This window comes from Nocardia sp. KT25-26, assembly GCF_056627695.1.
This window is the reverse complement of sequence record NZ_CM152813.1, coordinates 677,439-698,670: the sequence shown is the minus strand read 5'-3', so window position 1 is coordinate 698,670 and position 21,232 is coordinate 677,439. Positions and strand designations below refer to the sequence as shown.

Annotated in this window: 14 protein-coding genes; 4 read left to right on the top strand and 10 right to left on the bottom strand. The window is 69.1% G+C overall.

Translation table 11 applies throughout. The annotated features are described in order from the left end of the window. Positions 1 to 86: 86 nt before the first annotated feature. Positions 87 to 1,034: an SMP-30/gluconolactonase/LRE family protein gene (locus tag AC1HFH_RS03190; protein WP_480245939.1), complete on the top strand. Its 948-nt coding sequence runs from the start codon at positions 87 to 89 to the stop codon at positions 1,032 to 1,034. A gap of 237 nt (positions 1,035 to 1,271) precedes the next feature. Here AC1HFH_RS03190 and clpB read toward each other — a convergent pair whose 3' ends face one another. Beyond that, positions 1,272 to 3,842: an ATP-dependent chaperone ClpB gene (gene clpB / locus AC1HFH_RS03185; protein ID WP_480245938.1), complete on the bottom strand. Its 2,571-nt coding sequence runs from the start codon at positions 3,840 to 3,842 to the stop codon at positions 1,272 to 1,274. Positions 3,843 to 4,109: 267 nt separating this feature from the next. On the opposite strand from clpB, the gene AC1HFH_RS03180 reads away from it, so the two are divergent. From AC1HFH_RS03180 to AC1HFH_RS03170, 3 genes are all read left to right on the top strand, one after another. After that, entirely contained in the window at positions 4,110 to 5,102 is a 993-nt protein-coding gene (locus AC1HFH_RS03180) for an NADP-dependent oxidoreductase (RefSeq protein ID WP_480245937.1), read from the top strand. Between the two features lie 176 nt (positions 5,103 to 5,278). Further along, positions 5,279 to 6,436 carry an FAD-binding oxidoreductase gene (locus tag AC1HFH_RS03175; RefSeq protein ID WP_480245936.1) on the top strand — a complete coding sequence of 386 codons (1,158 nt, stop codon included), beginning with the start codon at positions 5,279 to 5,281 and terminating at the stop codon, positions 6,434 to 6,436. Positions 6,437 to 6,710: 274 nt separating this feature from the next. Continuing rightward, positions 6,711 to 7,487, top strand: a complete 777-nt coding sequence (locus AC1HFH_RS03170; RefSeq protein ID WP_480245935.1) for an FAD-binding oxidoreductase — start codon at positions 6,711 to 6,713, stop codon at positions 7,485 to 7,487. Positions 7,488 to 7,493: 6 nt separating this feature from the next. On the opposite strand, the gene AC1HFH_RS03165 is transcribed toward AC1HFH_RS03170, so the two are convergent. The 9 genes from AC1HFH_RS03165 to AC1HFH_RS03125 form a co-directional block, all read right to left on the bottom strand. Beyond that, positions 7,494 to 8,663 (bottom strand): globin domain-containing protein, encoded by a 1,170-nt coding sequence (locus AC1HFH_RS03165; protein ID WP_480245934.1) that lies wholly within the window; start codon positions 8,661 to 8,663, stop codon positions 7,494 to 7,496. A 438-nt stretch (positions 8,664 to 9,101) separates the two neighbouring features. Continuing rightward, a complete protein-coding gene (locus AC1HFH_RS03160) occupies positions 9,102 to 9,500 on the bottom strand; it encodes a heat shock protein transcriptional repressor HspR (protein ID WP_480245933.1) in 399 nt (132 codons plus the stop codon). Beyond that, positions 9,500 to 10,666, bottom strand: a complete 1,167-nt coding sequence (gene dnaJ, locus AC1HFH_RS03155) for a molecular chaperone DnaJ (RefSeq protein ID WP_480245932.1) — start codon at positions 10,664 to 10,666, stop codon at positions 9,500 to 9,502. The genes AC1HFH_RS03160 and dnaJ overlap by 1 nt, the downstream gene beginning before the upstream one ends. A gap of 27 nt (positions 10,667 to 10,693) precedes the next feature. Then, on the bottom strand, positions 10,694 to 11,326 hold the full coding sequence (gene grpE, locus AC1HFH_RS03150; RefSeq protein WP_480245931.1) for a nucleotide exchange factor GrpE: 633 nt from the start codon (positions 11,324 to 11,326) through the stop codon (positions 10,694 to 10,696). Next, on the bottom strand, positions 11,323 to 13,173 hold the full coding sequence (dnaK, locus tag AC1HFH_RS03145; RefSeq protein WP_480245930.1) for a molecular chaperone DnaK: 1,851 nt from the start codon (positions 13,171 to 13,173) through the stop codon (positions 11,323 to 11,325). Before dnaK ends, grpE begins: the two co-directional genes overlap by 4 nt. A 286-nt stretch (positions 13,174 to 13,459) precedes the next feature. Beyond that, complete coding sequence (locus AC1HFH_RS03140; protein WP_480245929.1) at positions 13,460 to 14,077, bottom strand: HhH-GDP family DNA glycosylase; 618 nt, start codon at positions 14,075 to 14,077, stop codon at positions 13,460 to 13,462. A gap of 108 nt (positions 14,078 to 14,185) precedes the next feature. Further along, positions 14,186 to 16,054 (bottom strand): dynamin family protein, encoded by a 1,869-nt coding sequence (locus AC1HFH_RS03135; RefSeq protein WP_480245928.1) that lies wholly within the window; start codon positions 16,052 to 16,054, stop codon positions 14,186 to 14,188. A gap of 17 nt (positions 16,055 to 16,071) precedes the next feature. Further along, positions 16,072 to 19,359 (bottom strand): IniB N-terminal domain-containing protein, encoded by a 3,288-nt coding sequence (locus AC1HFH_RS03130; protein WP_480245927.1) that lies wholly within the window; start codon positions 19,357 to 19,359, stop codon positions 16,072 to 16,074. 312 nt (positions 19,360 to 19,671) lie between these two features. Then, positions 19,672 to 21,207, bottom strand: a complete 1,536-nt coding sequence (locus tag AC1HFH_RS03125; protein ID WP_480245926.1) for a dynamin family protein — start codon at positions 21,205 to 21,207, stop codon at positions 19,672 to 19,674. Between the last annotated feature and the right edge of the window lie 25 nt (positions 21,208 to 21,232).

Sequence of the window (21,232 nt, the reverse complement as noted above, 5' to 3'; positions counted from 1 at the left end):
GCCCGGCGACTTCGGCGGGTTCTCCACAACGGGTGCAGCCACTCATCGGTCGAACTCCGGGACGAACCCGGGGTACGTTGTGGCACATGATGTTCGGATTGGGGGCCCGAATCGTTGCCGCAGCGCTGGCCGGGACGGCGACAATCGGCCCCGGCATCGCCCGCGCCGACCTCCCAGCCGACTGCACATCCGGCTGGACCCAGAACATCCTGGTATCCGGGGTCGGCAATCTGGAGAATCTGGATACCGATGGCGATGGCGGTTTCTTCGTCACCGGGATAATGGACGGCTACCTCGCCCATATATCCCGTACCGGGCACGTGGAGAAGCTGGTGACCGGATTGTTCCGGCCCGCCGGCGTGCAAGTCGTCGACCGATCGGTCTACTTTCTGACTGGAAACAACTTCACCGGTACCGGCACGCTGGAGCGGTACAACCGGGATACCGGGACGGTGGACACCCTGCTCACCGATCTGAACGGCCCGAATGGGCTACTCCTGCTGCCCGACGGCGACCTGCTGATCAGCACCCGTGGCATCGGCGCACCACCGACCGGAATCGCCCGATACCGGCCTGCTACCGCCGAGTTCGATCCGGCCTGGGCCGCACTGCCGATGACCAACGGTCTCGCCCTGACCCCTGACCGCACCGCCGTGTTCGCAACGGACATCTTCACGCGCATCCACCGGATCCCGCTGGATGCGCCGGCCGACCGCACGGTCGTCACTGCCTTCCCGCGCCTGCCTGCCGTTCCCGACGATCTCGAAGCCACCCGGGACGGCCTGATCTTCGTCACCGATCACGCTCTGGGCAACGTCTACCAGGTCGACCCCCGAGACGGCTCCGCCTGCGCCATCGCCGCCGGACTGCTGAAGCCGGCCCCGATCCGTATCCCGCCGGACGGCCCCACAGCAGTGCGTATCGCGCGGGACGCCGACTCCTGGGCGCTTTTCATCACCGGAATGGACGGCACGCTCCGGCGGCTACGACCCCCCGCCGGCACCGACCTCACGCCGGTCCGCCCAGGCAGTTGAGTCCCGGCTCGGCGACGTCCCGGCACCCGCCGCCCACTCATACATGTGGGACGGCCGGCACCCACCTCAGCCGGAACCACCGAACCCAGCCCCCGCCGAGGCCGGTCGAGAGCGGCACCGCGACGGATGGGAACCGGCCGGCCACGATCGCGCGGCGAGGCCGACGCAGGCCGGGCCGGACCGGCAATGCGGCGCAGCCGTGCCTGAGACCGCGACCGAACCGGTCCCAGCGGGAGGTTATGCGGTGCGGGCGCCGGTGCCGACGATCAGGCCTTCGCCTTTGTCGTCCACGGTCACCTTCACGGTGTCACCGTCGGTGACTTCACCGGCCAGGAGTTCCTTGGCGAGGCTGTCGCCGATGGCCTGCTGGATCAGCCGGCGCAACGGGCGGGCACCGTAGGCGGGGTCGTAGCCGCGCACGGCGAGCCAGAACCGCGCCGAATCGCTGACTTCCAGGGTGAGCCGGCGCTGGGCGAGCCGCTTCTGCAGCTGGTCCAGCTGGATGTCGACGATCGATTCCAGCTGTTCCTCGTCGAGCGGATGGAACATCACCACATCGTCGAGGCGGTTCAGGAACTCCGGTTTGAACGCCGCACGAACGGCGGCCATCACCTGCTCGCGGTCACCACCCGCACCCAGGTTCGAGGTCAGGATGAGGATGGTGTTGCGGAAGTCGACGGTGCGGCCCTGGCTGTCGGTGAGTCGGCCCTCGTCGAGCACCTGCAGCAGGATGTCGAACACATCCGGATGGGCCTTCTCGATCTCGTCGAACAGCACCACCGTGTACGGCCGCCGCCGTACCGCCTCGGTCAGCTGGCCGCCCTGGTCGTAGCCGACGTATCCGGGCGGGGCACCGACCAGGCGAGCCACCGAATGCTTTTCGGAGTACTCGCTCATATCGATGCGCACCATGGCGCGCTCGTCGTCGAACAGGAAGTCGGCGAGGGCCTTGGCCAGCTCGGTCTTACCGACACCGGTGGGGCCGACGAACATGAACGAGCCGGTGGGCCGGTTCGGGTCGGCCACCCCGGCGCGGGCGCGGCGTACCGCATCGGACACCGCCTGCACGGCCTCGGCCTGACCGACGACTCGATGGCCGAGCTCGGCTTCCATCCGCAGCAGCTTCTGCGTTTCGCCCTCCATCATCTTGCCGACCGGGACACCGGTCCACGAGGACACCACCTCGGCGATATCGTCGGGCACGACCTCCTCGTTCAGCATCACCTCACCGTCGGCGGCGGCACCCGAAGCCGCCTCCGCCTCGGCGAGCTGCTTCTCCGCGGCCGGAATGCGGCCGTATCGGAGCTCGGCGGCCTTGCCGAGGTCACCGTCGCGTTCGGCCCGCTCGGATTCCCCGCGCATCGCCTCCAGCTCCTCTTTGAGCACCCGCACGGCGTCGATGGCGTTCTTCTCGTTCTGCCAGCGAGTGGTGAGCTGGTTCAGCTTCTCCCGGTCGTCGGCGAGTTCGGAGCGCAGCTTCTCCAGGCGCTGTTTGGAGCCCTCGTCGGTCTCCTTGGCCAGCGCCACCTCTTCGATCTCCAGCCGCCGCACCGCGCGCTCGACCTCGTCGATCTCCACCGGCCGGGAATCGATCTCCATCCGCAGCCGGGAGGCCGATTCGTCGACCAGGTCGATCGCCTTGTCCGGCAGGAACCGGGAGGTGATGTAGCGGTCGGACAGCGTAGCGGCCGCGACCAGCGCCGAGTCGGTGATCCGGACGCCGTGATGCACCTCGTAGCGTTCCTTGATGCCGCGCAGGATCCCGATCGTGTCCTCGACCGACGGCTCGCCCACCAGCACCTGCTGGAACCGCCGCTCCAGCGCGGCGTCCTTCTCGATGTTCTGCCGGTACTCCTCCAGCGTGGTGGCGCCGACCAGGCGCAGCTCACCGCGGGCCAGCATCGGCTTGATCATGTTGCCGGCGTCCATCGCCGATTCCCCGGTCGCACCCGCGCCGACGATGGTGTGCAGCTCGTCGATGAAGGTGATGATCTGTCCGGCGCTGTTCTTGATGTCCTCGAGCACGGCCTTGAGCCGCTCCTCGAATTCACCGCGGTACTTGGCACCGGCAACCATGGCACCCAGGTCCAGTGAGACGACCTGCTTGCCGCGCAGCGACTCCGGCACATCGCCGGCGATGATCCGCTGGGCGAGACCTTCCACGATGGCGGTCTTGCCGACGCCGGGTTCCCCGATCAGCACCGGGTTGTTCTTGGTGCGCCGGGAGAGTACCTGCACGACGCGGCGGATCTCGGTGTCCCGGCCGATGACCGGGTCCAGCTTGCCGGCCCGGGCCGCCTCGGTGAGGTCGGTGGAGTACTTCTCCAGCGCCTGGTAGCTGCCTTCCGGGTCCGGGCTGGTCACCCGGGCGCTGCCGCGGACGGTGGTGAAGGCTTCGCGCAGCGATTCCGGGGTGGCGCCGTACTTCTTCAGCAGCATGGTCACATCGGAATCGCCCTCGGCGAGCCCGACCAGCACATGTTCGGTGGAGACGTACTCGTCGCCGAGTTCGGTGGCCAGCCGCTGCGCGGCGGTGATGGCGGCGAGCGCCTCCCGGCCGAGCTGCGGGGTGGTGGTCGCGCCGGTGGCCTGCGGCAGCCGGTCGACGATGCTCTGGGCCTCGCTGCCCACTGCTGCCGGATCGACGCCGACAGCCTTGAGCAGGGGGGCGGCGATGCCGTCGGTCTGATCCAGCAACGCCACCAGCAAGTGCGCCGGACGAATCTCCGGATTACCCGCGGCGGAGGCCGCCTGCAGGGCGGCGGTGAGGGCCGCCTGGGTCTTGGTGGTGGGATTGAACGAGTCCACGTGTCACCCTTCTCCTAGTAGTCACGAGCGGGTGCCCGGCAGGTCGCACCGCCGAGCACCGATCCTGTTGAGTTCAACGCACCGAGAGTTGAGTCTGTTCCGCTCAAGTCTGTCGAAATTCGGCGGATCTCCGGCCCGCGACACCCGCACCGGACAATCATGGCCCCGCCACCGTGCCCGCGCCTACCATTGGCGCTGGCCAGGCCGGACCCGACGAGCCCCGCAGTCCCCGGCGACGCGGAGCCGAACACCGCAAGGAGTCTGCAGATGCGCGCGATCGTGGTTCAGAAGTTCGGAAGCAGCCCGGAGCTCGCCGATGCCCCGACCCCGGTCGCCGGACCGGGCGAAGTACAGGTGGCACTCGACGCGGCGAGCGTCAACCCGTTCGACCTGAAGATGGCCGACGGCATCCTGGACGGCTCGATGCCGCACGACTTCCCGATGATCCTGGGCCTGGACGGCGCCGGGGTCGTCTCCGCGGTCGGCACCGGCGTCGAAGGATTCGCCGTCGGCGACCGGGTGCTGGGGAAGTTCCTGGCCGGGCGCGCCGGGCACGGCTGCTGGGCCCAGTACGCCCCCCTGCCCGCGGACGCCACGCTGGTGCCGATCCCCGACGAGGTGTCCGCGACGAACGCCGCCGCCCTGCCCACCGCCGCCGGAACCGCGCTCGGCCTGGTCGAGGCGGCCGGCATCCGGTCCGGGCAGACCGTACTGGTGGTCGGCGCGACCGGCGGGGTCGGCTCGTTCCTGGTCCAGCTGGCCAACCTGGCCGGGGCGCAGGTGATCGCCACCGCTCGCGCCGACTCGGCCGACCAGGTGACCCGGCTGGGCGCCGCCGAGACCATCGACTACACCGCTTCCCCGGCCGTCGACCCGAACCATCTGACCCGGGCCGACCAGGCCGGGTATCAGGCCTCGCCGACCGCCGATGCGGTCCACTTCGCCCACCCCGACGGTGTGGACGTGGTGTTCGACCTGGTCGGCAGCAGTGCCGACTTCCTGCCGCTGCTGAGCGTGGTCCGCAAGGGCGGCCAATACTGGACCACCACCTTCACCGCCGACGAGGACACCCTGCGCGAGCACGGCATCACCGGGGGCAACTTCGAGTCCCGCGCCGGCCGGGCCGAGCTGCGACAGCTCCTGAACCGGGTCGCCACCGGTGATCTGGTGGTTCCGGTGGAGGCGATCGTGCCACTGGAAGCCGCCCCCAATGTGCTCGGCCTCTCCGGCGCCCGCGGCAAGACCGTTATCGCCATCTGACGCACCGATCGGCCGAAATTTTTCCGGTTCCGGCGCATACCCTGGTTTGCCCGGCGATCGATTGGGTAAAGGATCACTCCCCGTTCCCATACCGAAAGGCACGTTTCGGGGGATACTGGACGTCGGGCCGCCGCGTGGCGGCCCGGTTCGTCGGAACGAGGGAAAGGAAAACGGCCGTGGATGCGCGTTCCGCAGCGCTGGTCCGCGACAACTTCCGTGCGGTGCTGGATGCACCGGGCGGCGCCGAGCGGTTGATCAGCGCCTTCTACGGCCATCTGTTCACCGAGATGCCCGCCCTGCGGGAGCTGTTCCCACCGGCAATGGATATGCAGCCCAAGCGGCTGACCACCGCCGTGCAGTTCGTTCTCGACAACCTGGAGGACTGGGATCGCGCCCAGAACTTCCTGGAGCAGCTGGCCCGCGACCACCGCAAGTACGGCGTCGAGGCCGTGCACTACGACCTGGCCGGCCGGTCGCTGCTGGCCGGTCTGCGCACCTTCCACGGCAGCCGCTGGACCCGGGAGCTGGAGGAGGGCTGGCACGACATCACCATCCTGATCTCGGCCGCCATGGCGATCGGCGCCAACTCCGACACTTCGCAGCCGTTCTGGGAGGCCACCGTCGTCGGGCACCGGCGGGTGCTGGAGGATCTGGCGATCATCCGGCTGCAGGCCGACAGCCCGATCCCCTATCAGTCCGGCCAGTACGTCCCGGTGGCGGTGCCGCAGCGGCCGAACATGTGGCGGTACTTCTCCCCGGCGATCCCGGCCAACCCGTACGGCGAGATCGAGTTCCACGTCCGCAAGATCCACGGTGGCTGGGTGAGCCCGGCCATCGTGAACGAGACCTCGGTCGGCGACCGCTGGAAGATCGCCGCACCGCTGGGCGGTCTCCAGGTGGACCGGGCGAGCGGCCGGGATGTGCTGATGATCGGGTCCGGCACCGGGATCGCCCCGCTGCGCGCCCAGCTGATCGAGATGAGCCGGCGCGGGGTCAATCCGCGGGTGCATTTCTTCATCGGCGGCCGCTACCCGTGCGACCTGTACGACGTGGACAACATGTGGCAGCTCTCGCAGAGCAACCCCTGGCTCACCGTGGTTCCGGTCAGTGCGGAGAAGGTCAACCCGTGGTGGGCCCCCGACGCACCGGTCGAACCGCCGCACGGCATGCATCGGCGCCTGACCGGAAATCTGGGCGCGGTGGTGGCCAGCTTCGGTTCCTGGGCGGGGTATCAGATCCAGATCTCGGGCTCGCCCAGGATGATCACCGAGACCCGCCGCACCCTGATCTCGGCGGGTACCCCGGAATCCGATATCACTGCCGACCCGGTCTGATCTCCACCACCTCGTCACCGCCGGGCCGGCCGCGTTGCACCGGCCGGGTGACCGGGCAGCGGCGTGTCCCGGCCAGGGTGATAGATCAGGCCGCGCTGCACCGGCCGGGCGATCGGCTCGAACGGTGTGCCGGTACGGCACAGCACGCGTCTCCGAAGCGTCGGCATGTCCGGGTCCGACCATGCTCGAAGGTCCGCGGTCGTATGAACGGTCGCGGCGGGCGGCACCGCCGAGTGGACCGCGCACCGTGGCGCCGTCGACTAGATTCGGCACGGTGAGCAATGATTCGCGTCCGGCCGACCGTCCGGAACCGGTTGGCGTCTCGACGGTGGTCGGTCATCATCGACTGCGCCACGACGTGGCGGTGATCCGGCTGATCGGTGATTTCGTGCCGTTCCCGCCCGGCGGATCGGTGCTGGTGGAGGTGCCGCAGCAGCCCGGGTTGCGGCGGCGGCTGTCCCCGGCACTGCCGCCGTCACTGGACGGCAAGCTCGAATTCCACGTCCGCACCGTGCCCGGTGGGTGGTGTTCGGAGGCCATCGTCGCCGACACCTCGCCCGGTGACCAGTGGCGGATCAGCGCACCGGCCGGCACATTCCACATCGATCCGGCGGGCGAGGAAGTGGTCCTGGTGGCGGGTGGCACCGGGCTGGCGCCGCTGCGTGCCGCGATCCTGGAATTGGCGCGACACCCCGACCCGCCGCGCACCGTGCTGTTCTACGGTGGCCGGTCGCCGCGCGACCTCTACGCCTCGGACATGCTGTTCCTGCTGGCGGGCGAACTGCCCTGGCTGACGGTGATCCCGACGGTGGCGAGCGCGGAGGACCCGCGAGCGCGCGACGAATGGTACGAGAGTTGCCGGGTGGATATCGGTTTCCCCGACGACCAGCTCCGGCACGGAACCGTCGGCGAGGTGGCGGCCGCGCACGGGCCGTTCGATCGGCATCAGGTGCTGGTGTGCGGCTCCCCGGCGATGACCCGGGCGACGGTGGACGCGCTCGTCGCCGGTGGAACTCCGGCCGAGCGGATCCAGGTGGAGGGCGTGGGCTGAGCCCGCTCAGAAGAGCGGATCGTGCCGAATCGCCTTGGCCTGGGTGCCGGCGGCCATCAGCCGGAACTTGGTGGTCTGCACCATCGACGGCGAACCGACGATCTGCACATCGCGATCCGCCCACGCCCCGTAGCCGGCCACGACCTTACCGATCTGCCCGGTGATCCGCGGTTCCAGACCGGGTAGCTCTGCCGCACGACCCGCCTCGTCGTAGTACCACCAGGGGTTGTCGTCGCTCTCGGTGACCGGGGTGACGGTCAGCCATTTGTTGGCCATGGCCAGCCCACTCAGGGCCTGCAGATCGTAGAGGTCGCACGGATGGTGGCCGCCGACGAACAGGTGCACCTTCGGGTTCACCCGCCGCTGCGCCATCGCCATCAGCTGCGCCCGCAGCGGCGCGATCCCGGTTCCGCACCCGACCATCAGCATCTTCCGCTTGGTATTGCGCGGAATGCCGAGGCCGCCCAGCGGCGGACCGAGTAACCACTGGTCACCGACCGCGGTGTGCGAGACCATCGCCGGACTCACCCAGCCGCCGAGCACACTCCGGACGTGGAACTCGATCTCGCCCTCGGGATTCGCGGGATTGGCCGGCGACAGGTATCGCCACATCCGCGGCCGGGCCGGGATCTGTACGCTCAGATACTGCCCGGCGGCGTACTGCATCGGCTGGTCCAGTTGCAGCCGGACGACGGTCAGATTCCGCAGCACGTCCTTGCGCTCCCGCACGGTGGCGGTCCACACCGGCGGTGTGGACTCCTTCTCCGCCGCATCGATCATGGCGCCGCTGATCAGCGCCAACCCCTCGTCCCAGGCGCGGTCCACCTCGTCGGTCCACATCTCGGTGCCGGCGGTACGGCGCATCGCGTTCTTCAGCGAATTGGCGACGGCGGCGTAATGCGCGCGCTGCACACCGTATTTGCGATGATCGCGGCCGAGCTGGGCGAGGAACGGAAGCAGCTTGTCCAGTTCCTCGAGCCGATCCAGCGCATAGGAGATCGCCTTGACCAATCGGTCTCGTTGGGCGTCCATTGCCGCCGGAAAGAAGTCACGTACCTGCGGGTAATCGGTGAACAGGATCGAATAGAACGATCCGGCCAGCTTCTCCGGTCCACCATCCTCCGCAGCAACCGCCTTGAACGTCGTCCGAATCAAAGCGACAGTGCGCGAATCCATGTGTGTCACTACCTCGTTTCGCCAGTGAAGAGCTAGCCACGCCGGCGAGTGATGGTGCTGCAGGGACACTCGTCAGCAGCCGATGCCGAGAGTCTATGTGAGGTTTGCCGACTAGGGAATCCTACTTTTAAACATCACGCTTGTTATTTGTTGAAACCAAGGTGGGTGCCAGCAATTGTGGACTGAAACAGACCGCAGATCTGCAAAGATGTCCGTATCCGCCGCCCATATCCACCGAAACGGGCTGATCCGAGATGTACGTCCGTCCCGGAAAGTTCACGGAATCCGGCATCCTTCCCGGAACGAACATCGGAACCGTCGCCGAATAAGTGGGTTGCTGGAAGGTTTCCAGCCGATCGCCGAGTGTTGTCCGGATACCGGCGGGCCCCCGGTCCGCCACGTCGCATCCGCGACGGGCGAACCGGGGGCCCGAGGTATTCAGCGCCGATGACGCGGCTTCCACACCACCAGAGCCGTACTCCGCTGAGCGGGTGCGAGATCGGGCCGGTATCCGGCCCGCAACCGCTCCACCTCAGCGTTCAGCTCGGCCACCTGCTGCTGCAGGCGTTCCACCTCGTTGGTGAGATCGATGATGCGTTTGATCCCCGCCAGGTTGACACCCTCGTCCTGGGACAACCGCTGCACCTCGCGCAGCAGTTCGACATCCCGGGACGAATAACGCCGTCCGCCGCCCGAAGTACGTTGCGGCGTCACCAGACCCAACCGGTCATAGGTCCGCAGGGTCTGCGCATGCATTCCCGCCAGCTGAGCCGCGACCGAGATCATGAAGAACTCGGTACGCGAACCGCCGGACGCATTCCTCGGATCGTCGGACATCACGCACCTGCCCATCCGGCACGAGGGTCGAACCCACTCGCCTTCTCCGCATCCTGATAGCGCTGCAGCGCTTCGGTGGCCTCGGAGTCGAGATGCTGCGGAACCGCCACCTTGACGGTGACCAGCAGATCCCCGGCGCCGCCCTGCGGACCGCGCTTCGGCACGCCGCGACCACGTACCCTCAGGGTACGTCCGTCGGCGGTACCGGGGGGTACCTTCACGCCGACCCGGCCCTCCAGCGTCGGCACCGAAACCGTGGTGCCCAGCACCAGCTCGCTGTAGCTCACCGGCAGGACCAGGGTCAGGTCGTCGCCCTGACGGCCGAAAACCTTGTCCTGGCTGACGTGCACGGTGACGAACAGGTCGCCCGACGGGGCACCACGCAGCCCGGCCTCGCCCTGGCCGGCCAACCGGATCCGCTGACCGTCGCTGACCCCGGGCGGGATCCGGACGGTGATGGTGCGGGTCCGGTTCTGCACACCGGAGCCGTGGCAGTCCGCACACGGGTCGTCGATGATCGAGCCGGTGCCGCGGCAGTCGTCGCACGGCTCACTGAAGCCGAACGCACCCTGGTTGCGGCTGACCACCCCGGACCCGTTGCAGTGCGGGCAGACCCGCGGGCTGGTCCCCGGCTTGGCGCCGGAACCGTGACACGTGGTGCACGGCGAGGGACTGGTCATCCGCAGCGGGACCGTCACCCCCTGGGCTGCCTCCCGGAAGCCCAGCGTGGTCTCGGTCTCCACATCGGCACCCCGGCGCGGCCGGTTGCCACCGCCGCGCGATCCGCCCCGGTTGAACAGCCCGCCGAGCAGATCGCCCAGCCCGCCGTCCCCGCCACCGGCGCCACCGAAGATGTCGCCGATGTTGAAGTCCTGCGAGAAGCCGCCCGCGGCACCGGGGTTGAACCCACCGCGACCGTATCCGCCGCCGGCGAACAGGCTGCGGGTCTCGTCGTACTCCTTGCGTTTGGCCGGATCGGCGAGCACCGCGTGGGCCTCACTGACCGCCTTGAAGCGCTCTTCCGCCTTGGTATCGCCGGGATTGGCATCGGGATGCAGATCCCGAGCGAGTTTGCGGTAGGCCTTCTTGATGTCGTCCTGCGAGGCGCTGGAGGAGACACCCAGCTCCTTGTAGAAGTCCTTTTCGATCCACTCCCGTTGGCTCACCGGGTATCTCCTCCTCTCGTGTCGCTGCTACTCGGTCGCGTCGGCATCGGCATCGGATGCCTCCGCGGTCCCGGACGGCGCCGTGGTCCCGGAGGACCCCGCGGCCTCGGCGGCCGGCTGTTCGGAACCGTCGCCATCGGTGACCCCGACCAGCGCGTGCCGCAGCACCCGCTCGCCGAGCCGATAGCCCTTGCGCATGACCACGCCGATCACCGGATCGGCGCCGGAACCCTCGTGCTGGACGGCTTCGTGCAGGGTCGGGTCGAAGGGCTCACCCTCCGCACCGAACTCCTCGAGGCCCTGCTTGTGCAGGGCGCTCGCGAGCTTGTCGGCGACCGCCTTGAGCGGGCCGGTCTCCAGGTCGCCGTGCGCCCGGGCCCGGTCCAGATCGTCCAGCACACCGAGCAGTTCGGTCACCACCGCCGCCTTGGCCGCGTCCATCGCGGTCTTGCGGTCACGTTCGACGCGCCGGCGATAGTTGGTGTACTCCGCGGTCAGCCGCTGCAGGTCGGCGGTGCGCTCGGCGAGCTCGTCGCCGGCTTCGGCCGGCGCCGCGGTGTCCACCGCGGCGCCGCCGTTCTCCGCGCCTGCCTCGGCGGCCGGGGCCGAGTCCTGCTCCTGCTCCGTGATCAACTCCTGATCGGAGTTGGCCTCGGTCACTTCTTCTCCGTGTCGATCGGCTCGTCCACGACCTCGGCGTCGACGACACCGTCGTCGGCACCCTGAGCGGCACCCGCACCGTCACCCGATGCGGCGGCGTCGGCGGCCTGCGCCTCGTACAGCGCCTGGCCCAGCGCCTGCGACTCGGTGGCCAGCTTCTCCACCGCGGCCTTCACGGCGGCCGTATCGGTACCCTTCAGCGCCTCGTTCGCCTCGGCGATCGCGGCCTCGACCTTGGACTTGGTCTCCGCCGGGACCTTGTCCTCGTTATCCTTGATGAACTTCTCGGTCTGGTGCACCAGCGACTCGGCCTGGTTGCGGGTCTCCGCCTCCTCGCGACGCGCCTTGTCCTCGGCGGCGTGCTGCTCGGCGTCCTTGACCATCCGATCGATCTCTTCCTTGGAGAGGCCGGAGCCCTCCTGGATCTTGATCGTGTTCTCCTTGCCGGTGCCCTTGTCCTTCGCGGTCACGTGCACGATGCCGTTGGCGTCGATGTCGAAGGTGACCTCGATCTGCGGCACACCGCGCGGGGCCGGCGGGATGCCGGTCAGCTCGAAGGAACCGAGCAGCTTGTTGTGCGAGGCGATCTCGCGCTCACCCTGGAACACCTGGATCTGCACCGACGGCTGGTTGTCGTCGGCCGTGGTGAAGGTCTCCGAACGCTTGGTCGGGATGGTGGTGTTGCGCTCGATGAGCTTGGTCATCACGCCACCCTTGGTCTCGATACCCAGCGACAGCGGGGTGACATCGAGCAGCAGGACGTCCTTGACCTCACCCTTGAGCACACCGGCCTGCAGGGCGGCGCCGACGGCGACGACCTCGTCCGGGTTCACGCCCTTGTTCGGCTCCTTGCCACCGGTCAGCTCCTTGACCAGCTCGGAGACGGCGGGCATCCGGGTGGAGCCACCGACGAGGACCACGTGGTCGATATCGGCGACGTTGATACCGGCGTCCTTGATCACCGACTGGAACGGCGCACGGGTGCGGTCCAGCAGGTCGGAGGTGATCTTCTGGAACTCGGCGCGGGAGAGCTGCTCGTCCAGGAACAGGGGGTTCTTGTCCGCATCGACGGTGATGTAGGGCAGGTTGATCGAGGTGCTCTGGCTCGAGGACAGCTCGATCTTGGCCTTCTCGGCAGCCTCGCGCAGGCGCTGCAGGGCCATCTTGTCCTTGGTCAGGTCGATGCCCTGGCTCGCCTTGAACTTGTCGACCAGCCAGTCGACGATCCGGTTGTCCCAGTCGTCGCCACCGAGGTGGTTGTCACCGGAGGTCGCGCGGACCTCGACGACGCCCTCACCGATCTCCAGCAGCGAGACGTCGAAGGTGCCGCCACCGAGGTCGAAGACCAGGATGGTCTGCTCTTTGTCGCCCTTGTCCAGGCCGTAGGCCAGCGCGGCCGCGGTCGGCTCGTTGACGATGCGCAGCACGTTCATGCCGGCGATCTGGCCGGCCTCCTTGGTGGCCTGCCGCTGGGCGTCCTCGAAGTAGGCGGGGACGGTGATGACCGCGTCGGTGATCTCCTCACCGAGGTAGGCCTCGGCGTCGCGCTTCAGCTTCATCAGCGTGCGCGCGCTGATCTCCTGCGACGTGTACTTCTTGTCGTCGATCTCCACCGTCCAGTCGGTGCCGATGTGGCGCTTGACGGAGCGGATGGTGCGGTCGACGTTGGTGACGGCCTGGTTCTTCGCCGGCTGGCCGACGAGGACCTCACCGTTCTTCGCGAACGCGACGACCGAGGGGGTGGTGCGCGAGCCTTCCGAGTTCGCGACGACGACCGGTTCGCCGCCTTCCAGAACGCTCACGACCGAGTTCGTGGTCCCGAGGTCGATTCCGACCGCACGAGCCATAGTGGTTCCTCCTGTTGTCTACATATCTGTGTGTGGATGTCCGGGCGACTCGAGCGCCCTCCCGGGACCTCGCCTCGAACACCTCACGGAGCACGGTCCCAGCAACGCTGAGCGTGGTGGACTCAATCCTGCCTGCCCCGGCGGGCCGGAGTCAACTGGAACTTGAGTCTGTGACGCTCAAGACTGTCGAACTGGACAACAGAGACGTCCCGCGGTCTATTCCCACCGGTTCCGATCGGCGAAGGATTTCAGCGTCTCGGCACCGGCCGGCGACTCGGAGATCAGCTCACTGATGCCCTTCGAGCGATACCCGAACCAGGGCGGCCGCCAGGTCGGCGACCCGCCCCGGTGGCGCCAGCGCCGCGAGACCGTCCGGGCCCGTGGGCAGCCCCATTCCAGCGGCGCCACGCAGGGCGCGGTCGTCGAAGTACGGGCCCGCCCACGGCCAGACATCCTGCACCTCGCGCAGGAAGATATCGGCGCCGACCGGGCCGATCCCCTTGAACTGCTGCAGCAGGTCACGGACTCGGGTCGGGTCGTGATCGGCTTCCTCGGCCAGCCTGCGCAGATCACCCCGGTATCGGTCGAGGAGGGTACGGGCATTGGCCCCGAGCCGGGCGGCGGTGCTCTCGTCGTACCGAACGTAGTGCGCCCGGCCCAGCGCATCCACGAGTTCCTGCCACTCGGCATCCGCCACCCGCTGCGGGGTGCGGTACCCGCTGTCGGCCAGTTCCCGCGCCGCCACCACCGCGATCTTCGCCGAGATCCGGGTGCTGAGCAGTTCGGCCAGCATCAGCAGCCGGAACAGGGGTGCCGGCTTGTTCGCCAAGGTGATCCCCGCCGCGGCGGCGTAGGTGGTGCCCGCGCGGTTCAGCAGATCCTGTACGACAGCGTGCTGTCCCACGCCTCCAGTCTGGCGCAGCACTGCGCTGTTCGCACACAACCCGTGCCGATCGGCCGGAATCTGCACAGATCGTGTTGTTTCTGTGCAAATAGCGCAAGTATCTCGGTGTCAGTTGCGCACCGGTTCCAGCGCTTCCGGTGCACGATGCGCACCGGCGGACACCTGCGAGCGGAGCAGCTCGGCATGGCGGCGCAGCTGCGCTACGGCAGCGAGCTGGCGTTCCAGGGTCGCCACCCGTTCGGCATGCCGGCCGACAGCTGTGTTCTCGGCGGCCTGCGCGGCCCGCAGTGATTCGTCGATCGAGCGGAGGCTGCGTTCGGCGACTCCGGCGTAGTGGTCGCGCAGGCTGCGGTGAATGGTGTGCAGCCGGTCCTTGGTTTCCTTGCCCGCCTGGAAGGCGACATCGTCGAGGAACCGGCGCACGGCGGCTTTGCCTTCGGAACGTCGGCGGGCCAGCCGGGCCTGCTTGTCGTCGCGGTAGGCCTTGCCGCCCACCAGCAGCCCGGCCCCCACCGAGACCGGATTCAGCATCGCCATCCCGGCGAAGGTCGTGGCCAGGCCCACCATCAGCACACCGCCGTAGGAGCCCTTGACCCCGACCAGAACCTTCGACCCGAAGCCGATATCGGGTTCCAGATCGGCGAGCGTCGCCGCCGCAGTGACGTGTCCGCCGGAGGCAGCCTGAGGGCCGGTGATCGCCTCGGGCAGATCGACCGAACCGGCGGCACGGAAGTGGTCGGCCACCCGGTCGGCCAGGGTTTCTGCGCGCTCGTAGGTCCACAGCAGGTTGTCGCCGAGTGCGGTGTCCACCGTCTCGGTGAGCCATTCCGAAATAGCGGACCAGTGCCGGCCCGGATCGTGGCCGTCGATCCATTCCTCGCCGTCGCGGGCGATGGTGCGCAGCCGGTCGCGGAGATCGTGGTCGATATCGCCGGCGAGGTCGGTGATGCCGTCGGACAGTGTCTGTTGCCAGGCCGATGCTTGCCGGTGCAGTTGCTCCGCAGCCGACTTCGCCGCCTGCAGGTCCCGGACGGCTGCGGCGCCGCGCTGCGGATCGCGCAAGGACATGAGTTCGCTGCCCAACGCGAGGGCCAGATGTTCGGCTGCAGAAGACAGTTCGCGGGACGCGCCGGCGCGGGTGGTGGCCTGGTCGCGGGCGACGACCTGCTCCCGCAGGTACCGGTAGAGCTCACCGAATCCGGATTCGGCCCCGAGCTGGGCATCCTGCAGCCGCAGGGCGTGGGTGCGCAGCACCGAGGAAACCGGCAGGGTTGCGATGTCCAGCTCCGCGTTGCGCAGGTGTCCCAGGTTCGCCGAATGCACCTGGCGCCAATGCGGATAGAAGTCGGTCTTGGTGAACAGCAGCGCGACCGCCGGGCACAGTCGGCGCACCTGCCGGAGGAACGCCAGCTCCGGATCGGTCAGTTCGGTGGAGGCGTCGGAGACGAAGAACACGGCATCGGCGGCGGCCGCCATCCCCAGCACCCCGGTTCCGGCGCCGCGACCGCCGACGGCCGGGGTATCGGTGAGCACCACACCGTCCGCGAGCAGCGGATTCGGCAACGCGACCTCGATCCGGACGATCCGGCGGCCGGCCGCGAGCGGGTGATGCTCGCCGACCGCGGCGAGCTCGGCCACCGGTATCTCGACCCGGGCGTGCGGCGCGCCGAGCACCGCCAGCACCAGCTCGGCACGCGGCTGTGGGCCGTGGACCAACTGCATCGGGATCGTGGTGGTGCCGTTCTCCCCCACGGGGCAGACGTCCAGGTTCAGTAGCGCATTGACGAAACGGCTCTTCCCCTGGCCCGCCTGCCCCACGACGAGGATGCGATGCCGCGGGTCGCGTACCCGCTCGACTGCTGTCTCCAGGCGGGCGACCAGATCGTCGCGGCCCGCGGCGCGGGCGGCGGCGATGGTGTCACCGAGCACCGCCGGCAGGGCTGCCGGCGGTGTGGTGGTCGCGGCAGGCATACCCATCGCGTCGTGTATTCCTCTCAGTCCAGCAGGCCGTCGGTGTGTGCGGCGCCGGCGGGTACGGTGCCCGCCGTGAGGCCGGCCTGGGTATCACCGAACAACCCGGTGCCGGTGAGCGATGCGCCGCCGGCGCCGACTGCGGTACCGGAGCCGAAAGCGGTTCCGGTCCCGAAGGCGTCGGCCACGTCCACCGTGGACCACACTTCCGAAACCTGATTCGCCGACACCGCAGCATCCGTACCGGCCGCCGTATCGAATTCTGTGCCGGACAAACCTGCCTCCGCTCCCGCCCCGGCCTGCGCACCCGCAGCTCCGGGGACCGCAATAGCTGTTTCCGAACCCGTGCCGTGCCATTCGGCACCGAACACCGCGTCGGTGGTCGACTGTCCGGCGCCGGACAGCCCGGTCGCCGAACCGGCAGCCGACTCCAGCGCACCGTCCAGCCCGGCACCTGCCGCACCGTCCAGCCGGCCGGCGCTGGAAAGCCCGGTCTCCAGGCCGATACCGGCGGCGCCCAGCTGTGCGGCACCGTCGGACGCACCGGACAGGCCGGTCCCGGCCGCGCCGCTCAACTGCCCGGCACCGGAAAGCCCGGTCTCCAGGCCGGAGTTCACGGCACCGCCCAGTCCGGTCGTCGCACCGGTGCCGACCGCGCCGATGCCTTCGGCCCCACCGGCGATACCCGCGTCCAAAGCACCGCCGAGCTGCCCGGCACCTGCGGCCGCACCGGCGATACCGGCGTCCACAACACCGCCGAGCTGCCCGGCACCTTCGGCCGCACCGGAAAGCGTCGAGTCCACACCGGTTTCCACTATGCCGCCGAGCTGTCCGGCCCCGTCGACCGCGCCGGACAGGCCGGTTTCGAGACCTGCGCCGAGTTCGGCAGCACCCGACATGCCGGCGTCGAAACCGGACTGCACGGTTCCACCGAGGCCGCCTCCGCCGTCGAGGATGGTCGAAAGTTCACCGTCGAAACCGGTATTCGCAGATCCGGACAGTTCGCTGTCCACCCCGGCACCGGCCGTCACATCGGCGAACCCGGAAAGTCCGGTCTCCAGCCCGGCACCGACATTTCCGCCGGTTGCCGCACCGAGCTGCCCACCGGCTTCGGCAACGCCGATGGCACCGGCCTGGGCGCCGGTGGCCGCCACACCCGACAGTGATGCGCTGACCCCGGCCGCACCGGCCCCCAGCTGGGCACCCACGCCGGCCATCCCGGCCTGCGCCCCGGCGGCTCCGGCTCCGGCAAGCGAGGTACCGATCCCGGCCCCGGCCGACCCGAGCTGGGCTCCGGCACTTCCGAGTCCGGACAACCCGGCCTGCACACCACCGGTGGCTCCGGGGATCGTGCCGTCGACATCGAAACCACCTGTCGCACTGCCGTCGAACGCCGCACCCGCCCCGGCTCCGACGCCGGCAGCTGCCGCCCCCTCGGCCTCGACGGCTGCCGCCGCACCGGCACCTGCCTCGGCACCGGCGGCCGCGCCGTCGATCCCGGCCTCGATACCGGTCGCACCATCGAATGCACTACCCATACCGATCCCACCGCCGAAGGCGCCTCCCAGCCCGGCACCGAGTTCCGCTCCGGCATCGCCCAGTTCCGCGCCCGCGTCCAGGACACCACCGAATCCGGCGTGTACACCGGCATCCGCGTCGGTACCGGCGCCCACCGCACCGTCGACGCCGGCGACCAGGTCGGCACCGAGGCCCACCCCGACACCGACTGCACCACCCAGCTCCGCCCCGAGATCGGCTGCGGCGCCAAGTGAACCGTTCAGAGCGGCATCGACACCAGCGGCCGCGCCGTCGATCCCGGCCTCGATACCGGTCGCACCATCCAGCTCCGCACCGACCTGGGCACCGGCCCCCAAGGCACCGTCGATCCCAGCACCCAGCTCGGCACCGAGGCCCGCCCCGACACCGACTGCACCACCCAGCTCCGCCCCGAGATCCTCCCCCGCACCGAGGGAACCGTCCAACGTGCCGCCCACCGCAGCACCGGTATCACCGACCGCGGCGGCACTCAACTCCGCACCGGTATCCAGCGCACCGTCAACGGCCGCATCGATACCGGCGCCCGCCTCGAACGCACTGTCCGGACCGGCTGCGAGACCACCACCGGCATCCAGACTCGAGCCGACACCGGCACCCGCGTCGACCGCACCGTCCAGGCTCGTCCCGAGTTCAGCACCGGCTTCCAGACCCGCATCCAACACACCACCGAGATCAGCGCCGATACCCGAAACACCGTCCAAGGCCCCGTCCAGACCCGCGTTCAGATCGGTGCCGAAGTCCCCGCCGACACCTACCGCGCCGCCGAGTCCTGCGCCCACCTCAGCACCTGCATCGAGAGCGGCATCCAAGCCGGCACTCAGTTCAGCGCCCGCGTCCAGCGCGCCACCGAGGGTGGCCTCCACCCCGGCGCCCAGTTCAGCGCCCGCGTCCAGCGCGCCACCGAGGGTGGCCTCCACCCCGGCGCCCAGATCGGCACCCACCTCCAGCGCACCGTCCATGGCAGTGTCGAGAGCGGCATCTACACCACCACTCGAACCGGCACCCGCATTCACGGCAGCGCCCAGGCCGGCCCCGACATCCAGCGCACTATCCAGGCCTGCGCCCAGGCTTGCCCCGGCATCCAGGGCACCATCCAGGCCCGCACCGAGACCAGCACCGACATCCGACACACCATCCAGACCGACACCCAGGTCGACCCCGGACCCGAGCTCGGCATTCAGATCTGCGACGCCTTCGATCGCACCGCCCAGAGCTGCATCCAGGCCGGCACCCAGCTCAGCGCCCACATCCAGCGCGCCACCGAGGGCAGCATCCACACCGGCGCCCAGGCTTGCCCCGGCATCCAGGGCACCATCCAGGCCCGCACCCAGGCCGGCACCGGCATCCAGCACACCATCCAGACCGACACCCAGGTCGACCCCGGACCCGAGCTCGGCATTCAGATCTGCGACGCCTTCGATCGCACCGCCCAGTGCTGCTTCGGTCGAGCCGGTGGCGGCGGCGTTGCCGGTCAGATCGGTGTTCAGGCCGGTATCAATGCCGACACCGGCACCGGCTGCCGCTCCTGCGACTGCGGCGCCGGTAGCACCTGCGGCTACCAGGGCCTGTAGCTGGCTGCCGCAGTCGACGTCCAGGGCGCCGGCGACAGTCGGTGCCAGGGCGGCGATCTCCTGCGGCGTGGTGCACAGCTCCGCGTCGGCGAGAGTTTGGGCCGGGTTCTGGCAGTAGTTCGCCGCGGCGACCGGGTCACGCAGCAGGTCGAGGATGTACTCCAGGACCGAATTCGGGGTCATTCGGGCTCCTCCACGTAGTGGTTTGTGCCGGATCCGTATCTTTCGAGCGCTCGCACCCAAATCCCCGTTTGCTGGCCGATTGTTACATTCTGATCGGAAGAAACTCGCCAATCCGAGATAAAGTCCTGGTAGAGGCCGAAAATCTGCTATGAATCCGTTACCTGAGGCCGTGTTACATGTGAATACGGCCACGGCGCTGTCACCGGTAGGTGACAGCGAACCCAACAGAATTGGGCAGTCGACCAATTAGCCCGGCGGATGCCCGCCGGTGGAAGAATTGAAACGGGATCAATTCAATCGAACGGACCGGACTCAGCCGCGTATCTGCGCGAGTGCTCCCTCGGCACTGCGAGCCGCAGTCAGACAGGCCGCGGCCGTGGCCTGATCGACCAGCGGATGCCGGGACCGGCCCCGCCATTTCTGCACCGCCGCCACCGCGTGTGCACGCAACGTCGCGACATCGACATCGGCGGGCAACCCCAACCGCAGATGCGGCGCGATCCCGGAGCCGCCGACCAGCCGGTGCATCTCGGCCAGGTCGTCGGGCGGTAGGGGAAGTTCGTCGCTGCGCAGCCGGCCGAGCAGCCGCAGCTCGGCGAATCCGTGCACATCGGCGAGCAGGGTCCGGATCCGTGGGCGTAGGTCCCGGGCGGCCGGCCCGGGATGGCCAGCGAGCACCCGATCCAGGGCGGTCAGCGCCGAATGCGCCTTCAGCTGCTCGGCCCGCTGCCCGAACTGCACATCCAGCACCGCGCGCAGCTCCTCGATCCCGCTGCGCGCGGAAAGCTCGGCAGCCAGCGCCGATGCGTCCCGGACCCCGGAACGGACCAGGTCGGTCGCCATTCGTACCCCGAACATCCCGAACCGGTCCGCCAGCTGAGCACGCACCATCGGCGGCACCGGCAACGCCACATCCGGCCGGGCGAACCGATCGGCGGACAGCATTGCCACCTCGAGATCCTCGGGCTGCACCCGCGCGAGTGCCTCGAAGGCCGCGAACTCCGGCTGGCTCAGCGTGGCCGCCGCGAACGCCAGCAGTCCCGCCACCGGGATGACCGACTGACACAGCCCGGTCTGCTCCAGTTCCCCCGCGAACCGGGCCGCCACATCCCGCGCGGACTGCAGGGCATCGATGCGACCGGCCCCGACTTCGTCGGCCCGGGATACCACCCCGACCACGCCGAGCGGTCCGGAGGTGCCGCCGGAACCACCGATCTGTTCCAGGAAGTCCACGTCGGTGGCGTCGAGCCGACGCAGCAGATAGACGATGGCATCGGCCCCCGAGACCTCGGCGCCCGAGCCGTCCGGTGTCAGCAGCCGAGTGGTACGCAGCGACACTTCCTGCGACAGCGACGACGTACCCGGCGTGTCGATGATGGTGGTACGGGCCAGCTCCGGAGTCGGCCAGCGGACCTCCAGATGGTCCACCGCATGCAGTCCCGGCCGATCCCAGCGCAGCCCGTCCAATTCGAAGGTCAGCCCGTGTGCTCCGGCTCCTCGCCGGACCACCACGTTGGCCGTGGCACCGGAATCGTCGTAGGCCGTCACCGTGGGTGTCGGGCCGTTGCGGTACCAGGTGACCACCCGGGTGCATTCGGTGGCGTCGGTCGGCGCCACGCTCTGCCCGATCAGCGCATTCAGCAGCGTCGACTTGCCCGCTTTGATCGACCCGGCCAGGGCGACGCGCAACGGTTCCTGCAACCGCGCCGCACACTCCGCCAGCCGGGCCCGGGCGGCCGGGTCCCGGCCCAGCGCCTGCGTCGCCGCCGCAACCAGCTGCTGGGCCTCGACGAGGATTCCCGGTGCCGCTCGGTGTCGGGTCGCCGCCGGTTCACATCTGGTGCCCACGCTGCCACCCTAGCGGCGGCGCCCC

Excerpts from the sequence above, each read along its gene's own strand:
- AC1HFH_RS03190 (WP_480245939.1), top strand. The coding sequence starts at position 87 with ATGATGTTCGGATTGGGGGCCCGAATCGTTGCCGCAGCGCTGGCCGGG.
- AC1HFH_RS03180 (WP_480245937.1), top strand. The coding sequence starts at position 4,110 with ATGCGCGCGATCGTGGTTCAGAAGTTCGGAAGCAGCCCGGAGCTCGCC.
- AC1HFH_RS03165 (WP_480245934.1), bottom strand. The coding sequence starts at position 8,663 with ATGGATTCGCGCACTGTCGCTTTGATTCGGACGACGTTCAAGGCGGTT.
- AC1HFH_RS03160 (WP_480245933.1), bottom strand. The coding sequence starts at position 9,500 with ATGTCCGACGATCCGAGGAATGCGTCCGGCGGTTCGCGTACCGAGTTC.
- dnaK (WP_480245930.1), bottom strand. The coding sequence starts at position 13,173 with ATGGCTCGTGCGGTCGGAATCGACCTCGGGACCACGAACTCGGTCGTG.
- AC1HFH_RS03135 (WP_480245928.1), bottom strand. The coding sequence starts at position 16,054 with ATGGGTATGCCTGCCGCGACCACCACACCGCCGGCAGCCCTGCCGGCG.
- AC1HFH_RS03130 (WP_480245927.1), bottom strand. The coding sequence starts at position 19,359 with ATGACCCCGAATTCGGTCCTGGAGTACATCCTCGACCTGCTGCGTGAC.